The sequence below is a fragment of the uncultured Phocaeicola sp. genome (assembly GCF_948499155.1).
Lineage (GTDB): Bacteria > Bacteroidota > Bacteroidia > Bacteroidales > Bacteroidaceae > Phocaeicola > Phocaeicola faecalis.
In genome coordinates, this window is the sequence record NZ_CAOOSE010000005.1 from 84,701 (window position 1) to 103,829 (window position 19,129).

Sequence of the window (19,129 nt, forward strand, 5' to 3'; positions counted from 1 at the left end):
CCGCAGGAAATTTATGAGCAGGATTGGAAGACAGTTGATGTTATTGACATGGGCATTGTTAGCCTGTACATTGTCGGGATGGGGAGGAGTAGCCAGACGTGTGCTGGTGATACATTCATACGAAGAGAGTTATGCCGCATATCCGGATTTTAACCGGAAAATAGCAGATGCTTTTGCTAAAAGGAATATGGAGGTGGACTTACGTGTATTCTATTTGGATTGTGAGTCTTATTTAGCACAGGCGGAGTTGGAAAGAATGTATTATATGATAGATTCAGTCCGGTCTTGGCATCCTGAACTGATTTTAGTAAATGAAGACCAGGCCACATATTCTTTATTGAAGTGCGGGCATCCTTATTTGAAGAAGATTCCTATTGTGTTTGGAGGAGTGAATTATCCCAACTGGCCATTGATAAGGCAATATCCGAATGTTACAGGCTTTCATGACAAGATGGAAATCAAGGAAAATATAGATTTTGCCAAAGCGCTATTGGGAGATGAAGTGCACTTCTTTGCTGTTATGGATTCTACTTTCTTTGATAAAAAAATAGAGGCAGATATGCATAGGCAGTTGAAAGATGAAAATATCTTGTGGATTATGGACCGGAAAACGGCGGAGTTGAAATTGGAACGGACTCATAAACTGACTTTTCATTATATTCCCATGCGCAATTCTACGAATGGTTATTTAGCTTGGAATATGAGTAAATATCAACATAACAGTTGCTATTTGCAGTGTAAGCGTGACTTTACGACTGTCAATGTCAGTAATCTGGCTCAGGGACTTACTTTGACGATGATAAATGATGGGTTTGGACAAAAAGAAAAGTTATTGGGAGGTTATTTGACTATGCTTGATACGCAAGTGGAAGAGGAGGTAGAGACGGCTGTCAGGCTGCTGAATGGTGAAAATATTTCTAAGTTGCCCATTAGGGAAAGCCGCAAGGATTATGTGGTGGATTGGAATGTTATGGCTCAGCTGGGTTGGGGGAAAGACAGAATCCCCGGTTATTGTAAAATTATAAATATTCCCTTTAAGGACGAATATCCGGTGTTGTGGTTATTCTTGGTTATTTCGATAACAATCTGGGTTGGCTTAATCATTTCGTGGCTATTGTTTCTCTATCTTCGTGAGCAGAGAAGGAAAAAACGTGTACTTCTGGACCTTGCAGATAAGAATGAGACATTGGAACTGGCTATTGAGGGAAGTAATACGTTTGCATGGAAACTACAGAATGAATCTCTTGTGTTTGAAACTGCATTTTGGAAATCACAGAATATGCCGGATGGGAAATTGACGATAGAAGATTTGGTTGAAGTGACTCATCCGAATGACAAGGAAATTATTTATAATGATTGGAAAGAACATTTGTATGCCAAAAAGAAAATAGTGCAGGTGCGTTGTGATTTCAATGATAAAGGGTATCAATGGTGGGAATTCCGTTATACTACTACTCGGTTGGCTACCGGAGAGTACCGGACTGCCGGATTGTTGCTCAATGTGCAGAATATAAAGGATAAGGAACATGAACTGGAGGAAGCACGAAGATTGGCAGAAAAAGCAGAATTGAAAGAGTCTTTTCTTACTAACATGAGTCATGAGATACGCACTCCCTTGAATGCCATTGTCGGGTTTGCCAATGTGATTAACGCTGAGGAGGATTTATCAAAAGAGGAAAAGCAGGAATATGTTAATATCATTAATGTGAATACGGAGCAGTTGCTGAAACTGATAAATGATATTCTTGAAATCTCCCGTCTTGATTCGGGACAAATGTCTTTCGATTATACTATGTGTGATGTCAGTGAGTTGGTGAATGATGTTTATCAGACACATAGCGTGTTAATCCCTTCTTGCTTGCAATTCTTGAAAGAGATTCCTTCGGGAGTTTCTCCCCGGATTTATGTGGACAGAGGACGAGTGATGCAGGTGCTCACCAATTTCTTGAATAACGCTTGCAAGTTTACACAGCAAGGATATATCAAGTTGGGATGGGAATATGCAAAAGCAACTTCAGAAGTGTATATTTATGTAGAAGATACCGGAAAAGGTATTCCTGCCGAAGAACGGAACATAATTTTTAGTCGTTTTTATAAACAAGATGAGTTTGCACAGGGTACAGGATTAGGGCTTTCTATCTGTAAAGCCATCATTGAGAAGCTTCACGGAAAGATTGAGTTATGGTCGGAAGTAGGCAAAGGTAGCTGTTTTTCTATCGTACTTCCTTGTCAGGTGTGACTCTTTCCGGTTAAAATGCAACTTCAGCACTACTTTTTTTGCATATTTGCGCAAAAATATTCCGGTTTTTGTATCTATATTCCCAGATAATGCGTAATTTTGCAGCCGAATTAGAATAATTATGCAGTATGAAGAGCAAGAATAGTAGACTTGATGCCATCAAAATTATAGTTTCCAGCAAGGAAATAGGAAGTCAGGAAGAGTTGTTGCAAGAATTGGCAAAAGAGGGTTTCCGCTTGACACAGGCTACGTTGTCACGTGACTTGAAACAATTGAAAGTTGCTAAGGCTGCCAGTATGAATGGAAATTATGTATATGTATTACCTAACAATACAATGTACAAGCGTATGACCGAACAACATTCGGCCAGCGAATTATTGATGCATAATGGGTTTATTTCCATTGAATTTTCGGCAAATCTGGCTGTAATCAAAACTCGTCCCGGTTATGCCAGCAGTTTGGCTTATGACATTGACAATAAAGAGTTTGATGAGATTTTGGGTACTATTGCCGGAGATGATACTATTATACTTGTGATACGCGAAGGCTGCACAAAGACAGGAGTGAAGAATGCGCTCTCACTCATTATACCGAATATACAATAAAAAATAATATAGAATAAGAAATGGATGCTAAACAAGTTGATGTGATGGTGGCTGATGCCTCACATGAAGTTTACGTTGATAAGATTTTAGATACCATCAGGGAAGCAGCTAAGGTACGCGGAACGGGCATCGCAGAACGCACACATGAATATGTGGCGACTAAAATGAGAGAAGGAAAAGCGATTATCGCTTTATGTGGTGAGGAGTTTGCAGGTTTTACCTATATTGAGTCGTGGGGAAACAAGCAGTATGTAGCCACGTCGGGATTGATTGTTCATCCTGATTATCGTGGCTTGGGCTTGGCAAAACGCATTAAAGCGGCGTCTTTCCGCTTGGCGCGTTTACGATGGCCGAAGGCTAAGATTTTCAGTCTGACCAGCGGTGCAGCTGTAATGAAAATGAATACTGAACTGGGCTATGTTCCCGTTACATTCAATGAATTGACGGATGATGAAGCGTTTTGGAAAGGCTGTGAAGGATGTACCAATCACGATATATTGGTGGCAAAGAACCGTAAGTTCTGTATCTGTACTGCGATGCTTTATGATCCGGCTTTGCATGAGGAGGATACGATTTAAAGAAGGAATAATAAAAAACATATACCATTATGGAAGAAAAGAAGAAAAAAGTAGTAGTTGCATTCAGTGGTGGTCTTGATACCTCGTTTACTGTAATGTATCTGGCTAAGGAAAAAGGATATGAAGTGTATGCAGCTTGCGCAAACACCGGTGGTTTCAGCGAAGAACAACTGAAGCAGAACGAAGAAAATGCTTATAAGTTGGGGGCTGTGAAATACGTGACTTTGGACGTCACTCAGGAATATTATGAGAAGAGTTTGAAATACATGGTATTCGGTAATGTCCTTCGTAACGGAACTTATCCTATTTCTGTAAGTTCGGAACGTATCTTCCAGGGATTGGCCATTGCCCGCTATGCCAACGAAATCGGTGCTGACGCTATCGCTCATGGTTCAACTGGTGCGGGTAACGATCAAATCCGTTTTGATATGACTTTCCTGGTATTGGCTCCGGGGGTGGAAATTATTACCCTTACCCGTGATATGGCGTTGAGCCGTCAACAGGAAATCGACTACTTGAATGAGCATGGTTTTGCAGCAGATTTCACAAAGTTGAAATATTCATATAACGTAGGCCTTTGGGGAACTTCAATTTGTGGTGGTGAGATTCTGGATTCTGCACAGGGATTGCCCGAAAGTGCATACTTGAAACAGGTGACAAAGGAGGGTAGCGAACAACTTCGCCTTACTTTCGAGAAAGGGGAGCTGAAAGCTGTGAATGATGAAAAGTTTGATAATCCTATCAAGGCTATCCAGAAGGTGGAAGAAATCGGTGCCGCTTACGGCATCGGTCGTGATATGCATGTGGGAGATACCATTATCGGTATCAAAGGCCGTGTAGGTTTCGAGGCTGCTGCTCCCATGCTGATTATCGGTGCACATCGTTTCCTTGAAAAATACACCTTGAGCAAATGGCAGCAATATTGGAAAGATCAGGTTGCCAATTGGTATGGAATGTTCTTGCATGAAAGTCAGTATTTGGAACCGGTGATGCGTGATATCGAAGCTATGCTTCAGGAATCGCAGCGCAACGTCAACGGTACGGCTATCCTTGAACTCCGTCCGCTTTCGTTCTCTACAGTAGGCGTTGAATCGAAAGACGATTTGGTGAAAACCAAGTTCGGTGAATATGGTGAAATGCAGAAAGGCTGGACGGCGGAAGATGCGAAAGGCTTTATCAAAGTAACTTCTACACCATTGCGTGTTTATTATAATAACCACAAGGACGAAGAGATTTAATTATGATTAAAGTAGGAATTATCGGTGGGGCCGGTTATACGGCAGGCGAATTGATTCGTCTGCTGATTAATCATCCCGAAGTGGAAATAAAGTTTGTAAATAGTAGCAGTAACGCTGGCAATAAGATAACTGACGTACATGAAGGACTCTATGGTGAGACCGATTTGGTATTTACTGACCAGCTTCCTTTGGATGAAATAGATGTATTGTTCTTCTGTACCGCCCATGGTGATACGAAGAAGTTTATGGATAGTCATAATGTACCTGAAGATCTGAAAATCATTGACCTCAGTATGGACTATCGTATTAAGAGTGACGACCATGACTTTATCTATGGTTTGCCCGAACTGAACCGTCGTGGCATTTGCCACAGCAAGCACGTAGCAAACCCAGGGTGTTTTGCTACTTGTATCCAGTTGGGATTATTGCCTCTGGCAAAACATTTATTGCTGAACGAAGATGTGATGGTGAATGCCATTACAGGAAGTACCGGTGCCGGTGTCAAACCGGGTGCGACAAGCCATTTTAGCTGGCGTAATAATAATATGAGCATCTATAAACCGTTTTCTCACCAGCATGTGCCCGAAATTAAACAGTCATTGAAGCAGTTGCAGAACAGTTTTGATTCTGAAATAGATTTCATCCCTTACCGTGGCGACTTCCCGCGTGGTATCTTTGCCACATTGGTTGTGAAATGCAAGGTAGAACTGGAAGAACTGGTGAAGATGTACACAGACTACTATGCCGAAGATTCCTTTGTTCATATTGTAGATAAAAACATTGACTTGAAGCAGGTGGTGAACACCAACAAGTGCTTGATTCATTTGGAAAAACATGGCGACAAACTGCTGGTTATCTCTTGCATCGACAACTTGTTGAAAGGTGCCAGCGGCCAGGCTGTCCATAACATGAACCTTATGTTCAATCTGGAAGAGACGGTAGGCTTGAAGTTGAAACCGGCTGCTTTCTAAAAAAAGAAGAGTTATGAAATTATTTGATGTATATCCTCTGTTCGATATTAATATCGTAAAGGGAAAAGGCTGCCATGTATGGGATGATAAAGATACGCAGTACCTTGATCTGTATGGTGGTCACGCGGTCATCTCCATCGGTCATGCACATCCGCATTATGTAGCGATGGTAAGCAATCAGGTGGCACAGTTGGGCTTTTATTCCAACTCGGTGATTAACAAACTGCAGCAGGAAGTGGCAGACCGATTGGGTAAGATTTCGGGTTACGACGATTACCAATTGTTTCTGATTAACAGTGGTGCCGAAGCAAACGAAAATGCGTTGAAGCTTGCTTCTTTTTATAATGGACGTAAGCGGGTGCTTTCTTTTAGCAAGGCATTTCACGGACGTACTTCATTGGCGGTGGAAGTAACCAATAATCCAAAGATTATTGCTCCGATTAATGATAACGGTCATGTGACGTATCTGCCCTTGAATGACATTGAGGCAGCTAAAGCTGAGTTGGCAAAAGGCGATGTATGTGCTGTGATTATTGAAGGTATTCAGGGTGTGGGTGGCATTCAAGTCCCTGATGCTAAATTCTTGCAAGAGTTGAGCAAGGAGTGTGAAGCGGCAGATGCAGTGCTTGTACTGGATGAAATTCAATCAGGATACGGACGAAGCGGTAAATTCTTTGCTCATCAGCATGCAGGTATCCGTCCGGATATGATTACCGTGGCAAAGGGAATCGGTAACGGCTTCCCTATGGCAGGTGTTCTGATTAGTCCGAAATTCAAGCCGGTGTATGGACAACTTGGTACCACTTTCGGCGGAAACCATTTGGCTTGTTCGGCAGCTATTGCCGTATTAGATGTGATGGAACAGGAAAATTTGGTGGAAAATGCTGCGACAGTCGGCGCTTACTTATTGACTGAATTAAAGAAATTCCCGCAAATAAAGGAAGTGCGTGGCGAAGGTCTGATGATTGGTATAGAGTTTGATGAGCCGATTAAGGAATTACGTCAACGCTTGTTATTTGAACAAAAAGTATTCACCGGTGTCAGCGGCACAAATGTTATCCGTTTGTTACCGCCTCTCTGCTTGACTATAGCTGAGGCTGACGAATTCTTGGCCCGCTTTAAGAAACTCTTTTGATTGAAAGAAGTTTGCAATAATATAAGAAAGTGAAAATACATGTCCTATGGGCCGGTATTTTCACTTTTTCCGTTTATCTTTGGGCCGGTCGATTTAAAAGAATAATAAAATGAAAGTAGCAATTATCGGTGCAGGAAACATGGGAGGTGCCATTGCACGCGGCTTAGCCCAAGGAACTATAGTAAAAGCAAGTGAAATATTCGTAGCCAACCCCAGCAATGGGAAACTGGATGCGTTGAAGGCGGAGTTTCCTGAAATCAATGTGACAAATGACAATGATGAAGTGGTGAAAGAGGCCGATATCGTCATTCTGGCAGTGAAGCCGTGGATGGTAGAACAAGTGCTGAGTTTTACTAAATTGGATATTGAACGCCAAGTACTTGTCTCTGTTGCGGGAGGCCTGTCGTTCGATCGTTTTTCCGAATGGGTAAGCCCGCAGATGACTATTTTCCGTGTGATTCCGAACACAGCCATTTCCGAACGCCAAAGTATGACTTTAATAGCCAGTCGCAATGCCAGTAAGGAACAGGAACAACTGATGCTGGATATTTTCAATGAGCTTGGACTGGCTATGCTGATACCCGAAAGCCAGATGGGAGCTACCACTGCATTGACTTCTTGCGGTATAGCCTATGTATTGAAGTATATACAGGCGGCTATGCAGGCCGGCATTGAGATGGGCATTTATCCGAAAGATGCACAGAAAATGGTGGCGCAATCGGTAAAGGGTGCTGCCGAACTCATTCTGAATAATGATACACATCCTTCTGTGGAGATTGATAAGGTAACGACTCCCGGTGGAATAACTATTAAGGGTATCAATGAATTGGACCATGCCGGATTTACTTCGGCCGTTATCAAGGCAATGAAAGTAAGTAATGTAAAATAGGATTTAGATACCAAGTGAAAGGGAAACATGTTTCATATACACATATATCAGTGATAACAAGTGTATTACAATAACTTCCTGTCTTCTGTTGCTTCTGAAATTCGTTTCTAGGATAGTCATGTTTGGTTTCCATAAGGATAAGTAAAACTTATCGTTGCTCCTGTTGCTGCATTCGGCTCAATAGTATAAGTGCCACCGAAGTATTCAATGGTCATTCGGTTAATATTATGGCGTATTTCTGTTTTTTGCGTTTGCAGTTGGGCATCTGCCAATGGACTGTTGACAATGCGGAACACTAACATTTTTCTTTCATTATCGCGGTTCAGATAGAAAGATACATTTCTGCTTTTCTCGCATGGGTCGGCATAAATCAATGTGCTTAATATTACCTGTGTGAGGCGATTATTGTCGGCTGTTATCATTTGGACGTCAATATCAGAATAAAAATTAATATATATTTTATCTCCGCACTTCATGTGTACCATGCTGGTGATATCCGAGCACAATTGAATAATTTCACACTCATCCAATTGCCATTTCGTTTTTCCGGCTTCTAGCCTTGATAAATCGAGTACGTCGTTTACCAGTTGGATAAGTTCGGCTGAATTAGCCTGAATAATTTCAGTGTAAGCTTTCCACTGAGTGGCATCGATATTCTCTACATCGGTAGTCATTAATTGGGAGAATCCTAATACGTTATTCAGAGGAATGCGGATATTGTAACTCATATTGGCAAGGAAACGGCTTTTCACTTCATTGGCCTCTTCCGCTATCATACTCATGGCACGACATTCTTCTTCTTCTTTCTTCAGTCTTTTTCGCACCGAGTAGATGCGTATGGTAGAAGGAATTAAAATAAGCAAAGCAATGGCAATCACTGCAATGATGATATAGCGCTTCATGGTTTTATGCTGTTCTTTCTCAAGAATAAGATTGTTGATGTTATACATCTCATAGATTTCATTTATTTGAGATGTTGATAAGTTCCTGTGGAAAGTATCTTTCTGGGCCAGTAATTTTTGAAAGAGGGGGATAGCCTCGTCCAGTCTTCCGGCATCGACTAAAATGCTTGCCCGGTTTATTCCAATGTTCAGTCCGTCATTGTCCGCGATGTTGGAGAGCAGGCTGATGGTACTGTCGGCACAGACTAGAGCCTTGTCATATTCATGAATCGCTTTATAGTAACGCGAATAAACATCATAATATAATCCGCGGCATGGGATATAACATTCGCTGAAAAAGTTTTTATCCATCTCTTTCAGATAGGGGACTGCTTCTTCTGTACGACCGTGGTAGATATAATAATCGGCATACAAGGATTCCAATAATAGGTAGGCATTTTTTTTGGATAAGACCGGATAATGGTTTGAGTACATTTTATCGAGAAAACTTCTATATTCGTCTAAAACCTTCATAAGGTCTTTGTCTTTCGTGGACGAGCAGCCCAAAACTAATTCCTGCAGAACGTCTTTGCGTGTACTGAAAGGTGCATCAGGCGGTAATAGCCGATAAGCCTCTTTGCCAGCTTCGATACCCTCTTTGTTGCGCATGGTCATTAAATAAGCGGTCATCATACATAGCTTGGCTCTAGACATACCCAAGGGATGGTTTAATTTTTGGGCTAGTTCATACATCTCTTCGGCTTCCGTTATGCTATATTCTATTTTGTGTGCAATAATCCGCATGGTGATATGGACTCTTTTCCCTAGAAAATAAAAGTCATGAAATTTATTCTCCAAGGCCAATTTCTCCAGTTTTTCCATCCATAGGTTTACATTTTCTTCATCTTGATGGTTGAAGTAGTAGACTAAGTGGGAATAAACGGCATAACATTCGTAATACTTATTATCCTGTTGGATAGCTTCCTCTAACATTTGATCTAAAAATGTGAGGGAGGAAGGCGACATAGGGTCTAGATGCACCAGTGTGATGAACATATCTAGTCGGGTGGTATCGGCCGGCAATGTTTCTAATACTTTTAGTAAACTGTCTTTGGCGGAAGTGCTACTGTTAGAAAGTAATTTTGCTCCTCCGCTATAAATCAGTATGATGAGCAGTATCAGTATTCGTTTCATGGTTTTTCCCCTTCTGTTTCTTTTTTCTTATCTATTGGGTTAATAGGATGGGTAAAACAAAATCTGCATCCGCCGGTATAACTCGAATCCAGCCAGATATTTCCACCTATATGTTCTATAATGAGCTGGCAAATGGAAAGTCCAAGTCCACTTCCCTGTGCCGTTTCGTTTAGTTTTTCGAATCGGTTGAATATTTTACTCTGCTTTTCTGGCGGAATACCACAGCCTGTGTCGGTTATGGTGAACAGGACACTGTCTTTCGAATATTGTTCCACTTCCAATGTAATGCTGCCTTTGGGAGTAAACTTGGTGGCATTGATGAGCAGGTTGATAAGTAACTGCTGCAGACGGGAATCATCTGTGTATAGTTGCAACGACTCCAGTCCGGATTTGAATAGAACTTCGGCTTCGGTCTTTTTTACGTTGTTGACAGTATTGATTACATCCCGACAAATACTGATAGCATCATGGTAGTTAAAGTGAAAATGAATATTCCCTGTTCCGAGATTGGACAAGTCAATAACGTCATTGATTAACTTTATCAGCAGGTCTGAGTTTCTTTGTATGACCTCACTGCATTGGCGACGTGTCTCTTCATCCAATTGTTTGTCTGTCAGCAGTTCCGAGAAACCGGATATGGCACTGAGAGGAGTGCGGATTTCGTGGCTCATGTTGGATAAGAAAAGACTTTTGGTATGCATGGCGTTTTCTGCATTCAGTCGTGATTGTTCCAACTTGATTTTGGACTGCTCCAATTTTTTATTCTGTTTCAGAATACTGATGGCCAGATAGGTGATAATTCCCAATATGATAACTCCCGATACGAGTCCCACCAATAGTAGATGGTTGAGCTCTTCCTTATTTTCAATTTGCATACGGTTTTCTTCAAATCGGGCGCGAAGGTTATTGATTCGGTGTGAGTAACTGGGAGATACGACTGAGTCACTTACTTCGCTGATTCGCTCATACAGTCGGGCAGCTTCCAGTTTCTTTCCCATTTTTATTAAAAGGTTGGCCTTGGTGTATGACACATGCAAATAGTTGACCGACTTGTTTTTCTGATGGATATTTTCTAGAAACTCATCATAATTTTGCAATGCTTGTTCGTATGCACCGATGGTTTCGTTGTATTGCCCGCATGCAAAGTTGAGAAAAGGATAGAAATAAGGCTGCGGGTTTGATGTGAAAAAGTGTTCTGCTTTTTGGAGGTATTCCGCTGCTTTTTGAATATTTTCTTTTTTGATATAGAAGGCTGAATGGAGGATGTAATCAAAAAAATGTAAAGTGGTGCCGGCATATTTGTATTCTGAGGCTTCCAATTGATGGATATATTGTCCAGCTTCGTCTGTCTGGTCTGTCATCATCAGTAGTGAGATAAGTTTCAGGGTGGTTGCTTCTTTAAACAAATTATGGTCGGGAGAAGTAATATGATATTGGATGGCTTCCTTATAAGAGTCAATGGCTTCCTGTGCCATGTTGGAGCAATGGTAGGCGTCTCCGATGGCTCTGCTTGCGAGTGCCATTCCTTGCTGATAATTCATGGTTTTGGCTTTTTCATACATTAGTCGTGCTTCATCTATGGCCTGACCAATATCTCCACGATACGAATAGAGTTGGACCAGCTGCTGTTTGATACGAAAGAATAAATCTGTTTTTCCTTCTTTTTCCAATGTCGGTGTGATTTGTTCTCCCCAGTAGATAACGCTGTCAATGGGGGTGTTGGTATCAAAGGCAAGATAATTATCCATTAGATATTCCAATGTGGACAGATGTTGGCTCTCTCTGTTCGCAGCCTGAAGGGGAAGGATAAATAATATGGTTAAAAGTATAATATAGCAAATGTGTTTTCCCATTTTATTTATTAATATGGTCAGAACTTTGCAAATATAGGTAATATATATTATATATGTAAGAAGTTTGTTATGAAAAAACGATCTAATGTTGAGTCTTTCTATTTTTTTCTGATAACTTTGTAGTTGTTGAAGGTCAAAGTAGAATAACCAGGTATGAAAGAGAAAAATGAAAAAGGGATTGACAGAAGAAAATTCCTGAAGATAATGGGAGCTGGCGCCGTGGCATCGGCTACCGCATTATATGGTTGCTCGTCCGATAAAAAGCCGCAGGCATCGGAAGCGGCGGCACGTGGAGAAATTCCTACAGATAAAATGACTTACCGCACTTCACCCAAAGGAGAGCGTATATCACTGCTGGGGTATGGGTGTATGAGGTGGCCAATGAAACAAAATCCTGATGGCAAAGGGGAAATTGTGGATCAGGAAGCGGTGAACAGGTTGGTGGATTATGCCATAGAGCATGGAGTGAATTATTTTGATACGTCGCCTGTCTATTGCCAGGGATTGTCTGAGAAGGCTACCGGTATTGCATTGAAACGCCATCCCCGCGAGAAACTTTTCATAGCTACCAAACTGTCGAATTTTCAGAACTATACGCGTGAAAATTCCATTGAGATGTATCGGCAGTCATTCAAAGAGTTGCAGACGGATTATTTGGATTACTATCTGCTTCATTCTGTGGGAGGAGGAGCCGGAATACAGACTTTCCATGACCGTTACATTGATAACGGAGTTCTTGATTTCTTGTTGAAAGAGCGTGATGCAGGACGTATCCGCAATTTGGGTTGGTCGTTTCACGGTTCGGTGGAGGTATTTGATTACTTGTTGTCGTTGGATGTGAAATGGGACTTTGTACAGATACAGATGAATTATGCCGACTGGCGCCATGCCACGGGCAATAATGTGAATGCCGAATATCTTTATGGCGAATTGGAGAAACGGGGCATTCCGGCTATTATCATGGAACCTTTGTTGGGCGGTCGTCTTGCCAAACTGAATGATCATCTGATAGCACGCCTCAAGCAGCGTCGTCCCGAGAATAGTGTGGCATCGTGGGCGTTCCGTTTTGCCGGGACTTATCCCGATGTACTGTGTGTATTGAGCGGAATGACTTATCTGGAACATTTGCAGGATAATCTTCGTACTTATTCGCCGTTGGAGTTGCTGACCGATGAAGAAAAAGATTTTTTGGAGGACACGGCACAGATGATGCTGAAGTATCCTACCATTCCCTGCAATGACTGTAAATATTGTATGCCTTGTCCTTATGGACTGGATATTCCCGCCATACTGTTGCACTACAACCGTTGTGTGAATGAAGGAAATGTACCCAAGAGCCGTCAGGACGAGAACTACCGAAAAGCGCGTCGTGCGTTTTTGGTGGGCTATGACCGCGCTGTACCTAAACTTAGGCAGGCCAATCATTGCATCGGCTGTAATCAGTGCAACCCGCATTGCCCTCAGAGTATAGATATTCCGAAACAGCTCCGCCGCATAGACGACTTTGTGGAGCAGTTGAAACAAGAAACCTTATAATAAAAAAACGAATGCTTATGTTACGTAAAATAAGACTGACGGCTGCTGTGCTGTTTTTCTCCCTGATTACCTTGCTGTTTCTTGATTTTACAGGCACTTTACACGGTTGGTTCGGCTGGATGGCAAAGATTCAGTTTTTGCCTGCGGTGCTGGCCTTGAATGTAGGGATTGTGGTGGGGCTGGTGATTTTCACTTTGGTGTTCGGGCGCATTTATTGTTCAGTCATTTGCCCGTTGGGTGTCTTTCAGGATATCATTTCCTGTTTTTCGGGAAAGGTGAAAAAGAACCGTTTCCGTTACTCTCCCGCAGTGTCGTGGCTGCGTTATTCTCTGTTGGTGTTGTTTGTAGCTGTATTGGTGGCAGGTGTGGTGCCGTTGGCTGCTTTGCTGGCTCCTTACAGCTCATACGGTAGAATCGTCGCCCATCTTTTTGCTCCTTTTTATCAGTGGGGGAACAACTTGTTGGCATACTTTGCCGAACGGATGGACAGTTATGCTTTTTATTCGGTGGATATATGGATGAAAGGAATCTCTACCTTTGCGGTGGCTGCCGTTACCTTTGCGGTTCTTTTTGTGCTGGCATGGCGAGGCGGCCGCACTTATTGCAACACGGTTTGTCCGGTAGGTACGGTGCTCGGTTTTCTTTCCCGATATTCATATTTTAAGTTGGTTATCGATACTTCCAAATGTAATGGTTGCGGGCTGTGCGCACGTAATTGCAAGTCTTCCTGTATCAATCCCAAGGCTCATGAAATAGACTATAGCCGCTGTGTGGCGTGTATGGATTGTATAGACAAATGCCGTCAGGGAGCCATCCGTTATTTGCCCGGACGAATGCTTCAAAAGAAACAGCCGGCGGTGGCGCATGCTACCGCTTCGGAAGCGGAAAAAGTGGATCAGTCTCGTCGCGGTTTTCTCACTGTTTCGGCTTTGCTTACTGCCGGTGCTTTACTGAAGGCACAAGAGAAGAAGGTAGATGGCGGGCTGGCTGCAATAATAGACAAGAAGGTGCCCGACCGTGCCACACGGCTTGTTCCTGCAGGAGCGTCGGGCATCGGGCATTTCGCACAACACTGTACGGCGTGCCAATTGTGTGTGTCGGCTTGTCCTAATCAAGTGCTTCGTCCTTCGTCCGATTTAAAACATCTGATGCAGCCCGAAATGTCTTATGAGCGCGGCTACTGCCGCCCCGAGTGCGTGAAGTGTGCCGAGGTCTGTCCGGCAGGAGCCATTCGTCCCATTACTACAGTGGATAAGTCAAGTATTCAGATTGGACATGCAGTGTGGATTGCGCAGAACTGTGTGGTCAAAACCGACGGAGTGAGTTGTGGCAACTGTGCACGGCATTGTCCGACAGGAGCTATTCAGATGGTTCCTCAAGATGCCGAAGATGCCTCTTCTTTACAAATACCTGTAGTAAACACAGAACGTTGTATCGGTTGTGGTGCGTGTGAAAATCTTTGTCCGGCACGTCCTTTCAGTGCCATTTATGTGGAAGGGCACGAAGCGCATCGGGTCATTTAATCAAAACTAAAATTTATAGAAAAGAATAGGGAGTCGTTATGCCGGAGGCTGTAAGGGGAGTTCCACAACAAATCTTGCACCTCCGGTGTATTGTGTATCCAGATAGATTTTACCTCCCAACAGGGTAGCGAGGCTCCGGCAAATACTCAGACCGAGTCCGAAGCCCGGATTCATGCTGTCCAGCTTTTCGAAACGTTGGAAAATCAATTCACCTTTTTCTTTATCAATGCCGCTGCCGGTATCGGTAACAGAGAAAATGATAGAGTGCCCTGCTATCTCATAAGCTAGAGTGATGCTGCCTTGGGAAGTGTATTTACAGGCATTGACCAATAGGTTGGTCAAAATCTGTTGCAGGCGTTGCGCGTCTGTATTCAGGATGATTTCCGTATCGGGTTGCTTCAGTTCCAGTCTGACGCCTTCGGCCACTCTGTGTGCCACACCTGCCAAAGTAGATTGGCACAGTTCGGGCAAAACGACATTAGTTAAAGAGATGTTATAGTTACCGCTTTCCAGTTTGCTTAGGTCGAGCACGTCATTTACCAATGTAAGCAATAAATTGGTATTGGTGTGCAGATGGCCGAGTAGTTCGCTCCGTTCTTCTTCGCTGAATTCCGCATCGGCATCGTTCAGCAAATCATTAAAACCGATGATGGCATTGAGAGGCGTACGGATTTCATGACTGAGATTCTGCAGGAAAGCCGATTTCAGCTTGTCTGCTTTTTCTGCCTGCCGCCGTGCTTTTTCTGCAGCTTCTTTCTCTACCTTTAAATGCTTGGCATGCTGTCTGCGTGTGAGTGCATATATGAAGGAGAAGCCGGAAATCAATATCAAAATGGAGAATATAACCCAGGCTTTGTGCTCATTGGCTTCTTGCTCCATCTTGATGCGTTGCAACTGTTCTTGTTTATGTATGACTTCCAGACGTTGTTTTTGTGTTTCGGCTTTTTGCAGTTCGATGGCTGTTTGTTGTTGCTTCAACTGCAAGTTGCGGTTCTCCAGCTCGATGCGTGTCTGTTCCTTTTCCAGCATCATCATCTTTTCCCGGTCTTGTAGTTGGCTGAGGCGCATTTCCGTATTTTGAAGCGTCAGCCGGTTCTTTTCCAATTCCAGTTTTTGATTGTTGAAACGGGCGTTGTAGTCAGCTAAAAGTTCATTATTGCGTGCTTGCGACAATGAATCGCGCATCAATGCACTGTTCAGTTGGTAAGTATAGGCGGTTTCAAAGTCTTTCATCTTTTCATAAATCCGGCTTTTCAGTTCCCATTGAATTTGTAGGTTTCTGATAGAATCGCTATAGGTCATGGCATCTTCATATTTTTCGGTGTGCATAAGATATGTAGCCATGATGATGTAATAGTTTTGTAGAGTACCTGTCTGCAAGACATCATTCTTTTTATAAGATTTTAAAATAGGTATAATTTCTTTTGCCTTTTCGAACTCTTTGGTTCTAGTATAGATGCGTAATAAATTGATATGTGCGCTGGCTTTGGCTTTGTCATTAGGAGATAATTCGATAGATTTTAATGTGTATTCCTCTGCTTTTTTATAATCGTTTAGATTGATATAGCTGGCTGCCAAGGTATAATAGGGATAATATAATTCATTGTCTTTCCCCACCGATTTGTAATAATCCACTGCCTGTTGGTATTGCTGAACGGCGATTTGCGGCATTTTCTGCTGAAAGTAAACATCTCCCATTTGTATATAGCTTTGCCCGATACCGTAAGAATTGTTGAGGCGTAAGGCTTCGTTTTGGTATTTTTTCAGTTCGCTGAGGGCGGCATCATATTCCCAGTTGCGTAGGTAGTAAGTAATAATCCGGTTCCATGCGCCGAATATGTATTGTTTATAAGGGGTCTTGCGTGCAAAGTCTGCCACTTTTTCCTTCTCTTTCAGGAGTGCAGTGATGTTGTCGGTGAAATAGTAATGGTCGGATTTCAGGTTTTTGGCAAGGCATTGCGCTTTCACGTCTCCCTTTTGTTCGGCTAGGTGGAAAAGTGTGTCGGCCATGAGCAATACTTTGGGCTGTTTGATGGAGCGAGTACATTTCTGATAATAAGAAAAGAGTTGGTCGTTTATTTTATAAGGATTGTTTTGACTCATCATTATCGGGCAGAAAAGAAATATTTCAGCCAATAAAATTCTGATTGTACGTTCAATAACCTTCTTCATATCCTACGTGTGTGTTTTACAAAAGTAGCAATTCTTTTATAATTAATACTATAAAAGTACTTTTTCTTTAGGATGAGGTATTCAGAGGGTGCCAAGCATGGTCCGGTACATCCCGAAGAGTGGAAAACAACGGTGATGGAAATGATATGCCGAATACTTTGGAAAGACGTTCGGAAATGGTAGCTTTGCGGTTCGGTTCTGTTTCTTAAAGAAGAGGAAGGGCCGGAATGATAAGGAATGAACTATGTGGAATAAACCTTGGAAGTTGAGAGAAGGTATCATGATTGGTGCCGGTCTGCTTGTAACAGGAATTCTGTTACAGGCAACTGTCGGTAAAATAGAATGGGACTGGATTGCCTTTCCGGTGAATGTAATCGTATTGGCAGCTTTCCTGATTCTGTTGGGAGTAATGAATGCCCTGCGGAAGAAGGTCTATGTATTTGGTTGGCTGAGTCATTATACGGCTGCCGTTTTTTCTTTGCTTTGGGTAGTGGTAGCCACTGTCCTGATGGGATTGGTGAAGCAGGTTCCTTCGCATCATGCCATTGATGCGGTGGAGGGGCTTTTTACCCAAATGCTCTCTTCTTGGCCTTTCGTACTCCTATATATATGGATGAGTCTGTCATTGGGGATGGCCATTCTTCGTTCTACCTTTCCCTTTCATTGGAAAAAAATTCCCTTTCTGCTTAACCATGTCGGACTTTTTATAGCATTGGTTGCCGCCACTTTGGGCAATGCTGATATGCAGCGCCTTCGTATGACCACCTCTTTGGGCAATACTGAATGGCGTGCTCAAGATGAAGAAAATCAAAATTTGGTGGAACTTCCTTTGGCTATCGAACTCAACGACTTTACCATCGATGAATATCCTCCTAAGCTTATGTTGATTGACAATGCCACCGGTAAGGTATTACCCGAAGACGCTCCTGCCCATGTGCTGTTGGAAGAAGGAGTGTCGCATGGCGACCTGCTGGACTGGGAGTTGAATATCACGCAGTCCATCCCCGAAGCGGCTTCGGTGGCAACGGAAGATACCCTTCGTTTCACCGAGTTTCGTTCGATGGGGGCAACGTATGCTATCTATCTGAAAGCAAAGAACCGCAAAACCCATGAAACCAAAGAGGGGTGGGTGAGCTGCGGTAGTTTTATGTTTCCCTACAAAGCCCTGAAACTGAATGACCGGATAAGTATGGTGATGCCCGAACGCGAACCGCAACGTTTTGCTTCGGATGTGACCCTGTACACAGAAAGCGGTAAGCAGGAATCGGGCACGATAGAAGTCAACAAACCATACGAAATAGACGGTTGGAAAATCTATCAGTTGAGTTACGATGAAACAAAAGGACGATGGAGTAACATCAGCGTCTTTGAATTAGTGCGCGACCCTTGGCTACCTTATGTCTATATCGGTATCGGCATGATGATTCTCGGTGCCGTCTGTTTGTTTACCACCGCCCAGCTGGGGAGAAGAAAGTCCGGACAGGCTGAAGAAAGAAAGGAGGCACACTCATGAGTTGGGATTATTTCATTTTCTTTGCCATTGTTGCTCTGATTTGTTGGGCAATCGGCGCTTTTGCCGCTTGGAAAGGAAAACGCAAGGCATTGGTTTACGGCTTTACATTGGCAGGGCAGGCGATATTCTTCACCTTTATCCTCTTGATGTGGATATCGTTGGAGCGACCGCCCATGCGCACAATGGGAGAGACACGCTTGTGGTATTCTTTTTTCCTGCCCTTGGCAGGACTGATAACCTACTTCCGTTGGAAGTACAAATGGATTCTGAGTTTCAGCTTCATTCTGTCATTAGTCTTTATCTGCATCAATCTGTTTAAACCTGAAATTCATAATAAGACGTTGATGCCCGCGCTTCAAAGCCCATGGTTTGCTCCTCACGTCATTGTATATATGTTTGCATACGCCATGCTGGGGGCTGCTGCAGTGATGGCGGTCTACCTGCTATGGTTCAAGAAGAAAACACCTGGAAGGCAAGAACTCGATTTATGTGATAATCTAATCTGTGTGGGACTTGCCTTTATGACTTTGGGAATGCTCTTCGGGGCAGTATGGGCCAAAGAAGCATGGGGACATTACTGGGCATGGGATCCGAAGGAGACTTGGGCGGCAGCTACTTGGTTTGGCTATCTGGCCTATATCCATTTCCGCTTGAGATGCCCCGCCGACTATAAGAAAGCATTGATTATCTCACTTGTGGCATTCGTGCTGCTCCAAATGTGCTGGTATGGCATCAATTACCTGCCCTCGGCGCAAGGAGTGAGTGTACACACATATAATCTGAACTAATTTAAAAGAATAAA

General features: G+C 43.0%; 14 protein-coding genes. 11 read left to right on the top strand and 3 right to left on the bottom strand.

Features of this window, described 5'->3' with window-relative positions:
• Positions 1–13: 13 nt before the first annotated feature.
• The 7 genes from QYT14_RS05835 to proC all read left to right on the top strand — a co-directional run bounded on the left by QYT14_RS05835 (position 14) and on the right by proC (position 7,655).
• Positions 14–2,239: a HAMP domain-containing sensor histidine kinase gene (locus QYT14_RS05835; RefSeq protein ID WP_288325010.1), complete on the top strand. Its 2,226-nt coding sequence runs from the start codon at positions 14–16 to the stop codon at positions 2,237–2,239.
• 128 nt (positions 2,240–2,367) lie between these two features.
• The gene (gene argR, locus QYT14_RS05840; RefSeq protein WP_237039097.1) at positions 2,368–2,844 is read left to right on the top strand and encodes an arginine repressor; all 477 of its coding nucleotides are present in this window, start codon (positions 2,368–2,370) and stop codon (positions 2,842–2,844) included.
• Between the two features lie 20 nt (positions 2,845–2,864).
• On the top strand, positions 2,865–3,422 hold the full coding sequence (locus QYT14_RS05845) for a GNAT family N-acetyltransferase (RefSeq protein WP_237039096.1): 558 nt from the start codon (positions 2,865–2,867) through the stop codon (positions 3,420–3,422).
• Between the two features lie 29 nt (positions 3,423–3,451).
• A complete protein-coding gene (locus QYT14_RS05850) occupies positions 3,452–4,660 on the top strand; it encodes an argininosuccinate synthase domain-containing protein (RefSeq protein WP_288325011.1) in 1,209 nt (402 codons plus the stop codon).
• Between the two features lie 2 nt (positions 4,661–4,662).
• Positions 4,663–5,631, top strand: a complete 969-nt coding sequence (argC, locus tag QYT14_RS05855) for an N-acetyl-gamma-glutamyl-phosphate reductase (protein WP_288325012.1) — start codon at positions 4,663–4,665, stop codon at positions 5,629–5,631.
• Between the two features lie 13 nt (positions 5,632–5,644).
• A complete protein-coding gene (locus QYT14_RS05860; RefSeq protein WP_288325013.1) occupies positions 5,645–6,766 on the top strand; it encodes an aminotransferase class III-fold pyridoxal phosphate-dependent enzyme in 1,122 nt (373 codons plus the stop codon).
• Positions 6,767–6,875: 109 nt separating this feature from the next.
• Positions 6,876–7,655, top strand: coding sequence for a pyrroline-5-carboxylate reductase (gene proC / locus QYT14_RS05865; RefSeq protein ID WP_237039092.1), 780 nt, complete (start codon positions 6,876–6,878; stop codon positions 7,653–7,655).
• A gap of 116 nt (positions 7,656–7,771) precedes the next feature.
• Here proC and QYT14_RS05870 read toward each other — a convergent pair whose 3' ends face one another.
• Positions 7,772–9,730: a HAMP domain-containing sensor histidine kinase gene (locus QYT14_RS05870; RefSeq protein ID WP_288325014.1), complete on the bottom strand. Its 1,959-nt coding sequence runs from the start codon at positions 9,728–9,730 to the stop codon at positions 7,772–7,774.
• A complete protein-coding gene (locus tag QYT14_RS05875) occupies positions 9,727–11,583 on the bottom strand; it encodes an ATP-binding protein (RefSeq protein ID WP_288325015.1) in 1,857 nt (618 codons plus the stop codon). The genes QYT14_RS05870 and QYT14_RS05875 overlap by 4 nt, the downstream gene beginning before the upstream one ends.
• A gap of 153 nt (positions 11,584–11,736) precedes the next feature.
• On the opposite strand from QYT14_RS05875, the gene QYT14_RS05880 reads away from it, so the two are divergent.
• Entirely contained in the window at positions 11,737–13,119 is a 1,383-nt protein-coding gene (locus QYT14_RS05880) for an aldo/keto reductase (protein ID WP_237039089.1), read from the top strand.
• A 17-nt stretch (positions 13,120–13,136) separates the two neighbouring features.
• Entirely contained in the window at positions 13,137–14,642 is a 1,506-nt protein-coding gene (locus QYT14_RS05885; protein ID WP_288325016.1) for a 4Fe-4S binding protein, read from the top strand.
• Positions 14,643–14,678: 36 nt separating this feature from the next.
• Here the strand turns inward: QYT14_RS05885 and QYT14_RS05890 are convergent, their stop codons facing one another.
• Entirely contained in the window at positions 14,679–16,814 is a 2,136-nt protein-coding gene (locus QYT14_RS05890) for an ATP-binding protein (RefSeq protein ID WP_288325018.1), read from the bottom strand.
• A 244-nt stretch (positions 16,815–17,058) separates the two neighbouring features.
• On the opposite strand from QYT14_RS05890, the gene QYT14_RS05895 reads away from it, so the two are divergent.
• Together QYT14_RS05895 and ccsA are read left to right on the top strand one after the other, a co-directional pair.
• Positions 17,059–18,327 (top strand): cytochrome c biogenesis protein ResB, encoded by a 1,269-nt coding sequence (locus QYT14_RS05895; protein WP_288325019.1) that lies wholly within the window; start codon positions 17,059–17,061, stop codon positions 18,325–18,327.
• Positions 18,324–19,115 carry a cytochrome c biogenesis protein CcsA gene (ccsA, locus tag QYT14_RS05900; protein ID WP_288325020.1) on the top strand — a complete coding sequence of 264 codons (792 nt, stop codon included), beginning with the start codon at positions 18,324–18,326 and terminating at the stop codon, positions 19,113–19,115. The genes QYT14_RS05895 and ccsA overlap by 4 nt, the downstream gene beginning before the upstream one ends.
• Positions 19,116–19,129 lie beyond the last annotated feature (14 nt).

Coding starts and splice junctions, on each gene's coding strand:
- QYT14_RS05850 (WP_288325011.1), top strand. CDS start 3,452: ATGGAAGAAAAGAAGAAAAAAGTAGTAGTTGCATTCAGTGGTGGTCTT.
- argC (WP_288325012.1), top strand. CDS start 4,663: ATGATTAAAGTAGGAATTATCGGTGGGGCCGGTTATACGGCAGGCGAA.
- QYT14_RS05880 (WP_237039089.1), top strand. CDS start 11,737: ATGAAAGAGAAAAATGAAAAAGGGATTGACAGAAGAAAATTCCTGAAG.
- proC (WP_237039092.1), top strand. CDS start 6,876: ATGAAAGTAGCAATTATCGGTGCAGGAAACATGGGAGGTGCCATTGCA.
- ccsA (WP_288325020.1), top strand. CDS start 18,324: ATGAGTTGGGATTATTTCATTTTCTTTGCCATTGTTGCTCTGATTTGT.
- QYT14_RS05870 (WP_288325014.1), bottom strand. CDS start 9,730: ATGAAACGAATACTGATACTGCTCATCATACTGATTTATAGCGGAGGA.
- QYT14_RS05890 (WP_288325018.1), bottom strand. CDS start 16,814: ATGAAGAAGGTTATTGAACGTACAATCAGAATTTTATTGGCTGAAATA.
- QYT14_RS05835 (WP_288325010.1), top strand. CDS start 14: ATGAGCAGGATTGGAAGACAGTTGATGTTATTGACATGGGCATTGTTA.
- QYT14_RS05845 (WP_237039096.1), top strand. CDS start 2,865: ATGGATGCTAAACAAGTTGATGTGATGGTGGCTGATGCCTCACATGAA.
- argR (WP_237039097.1), top strand. CDS start 2,368: ATGAAGAGCAAGAATAGTAGACTTGATGCCATCAAAATTATAGTTTCC.
- QYT14_RS05885 (WP_288325016.1), top strand. CDS start 13,137: ATGTTACGTAAAATAAGACTGACGGCTGCTGTGCTGTTTTTCTCCCTG.
- QYT14_RS05895 (WP_288325019.1), top strand. CDS start 17,059: ATGTGGAATAAACCTTGGAAGTTGAGAGAAGGTATCATGATTGGTGCC.
- QYT14_RS05875 (WP_288325015.1), bottom strand. CDS start 11,583: ATGGGAAAACACATTTGCTATATTATACTTTTAACCATATTATTTATC.
- QYT14_RS05860 (WP_288325013.1), top strand. CDS start 5,645: ATGAAATTATTTGATGTATATCCTCTGTTCGATATTAATATCGTAAAG.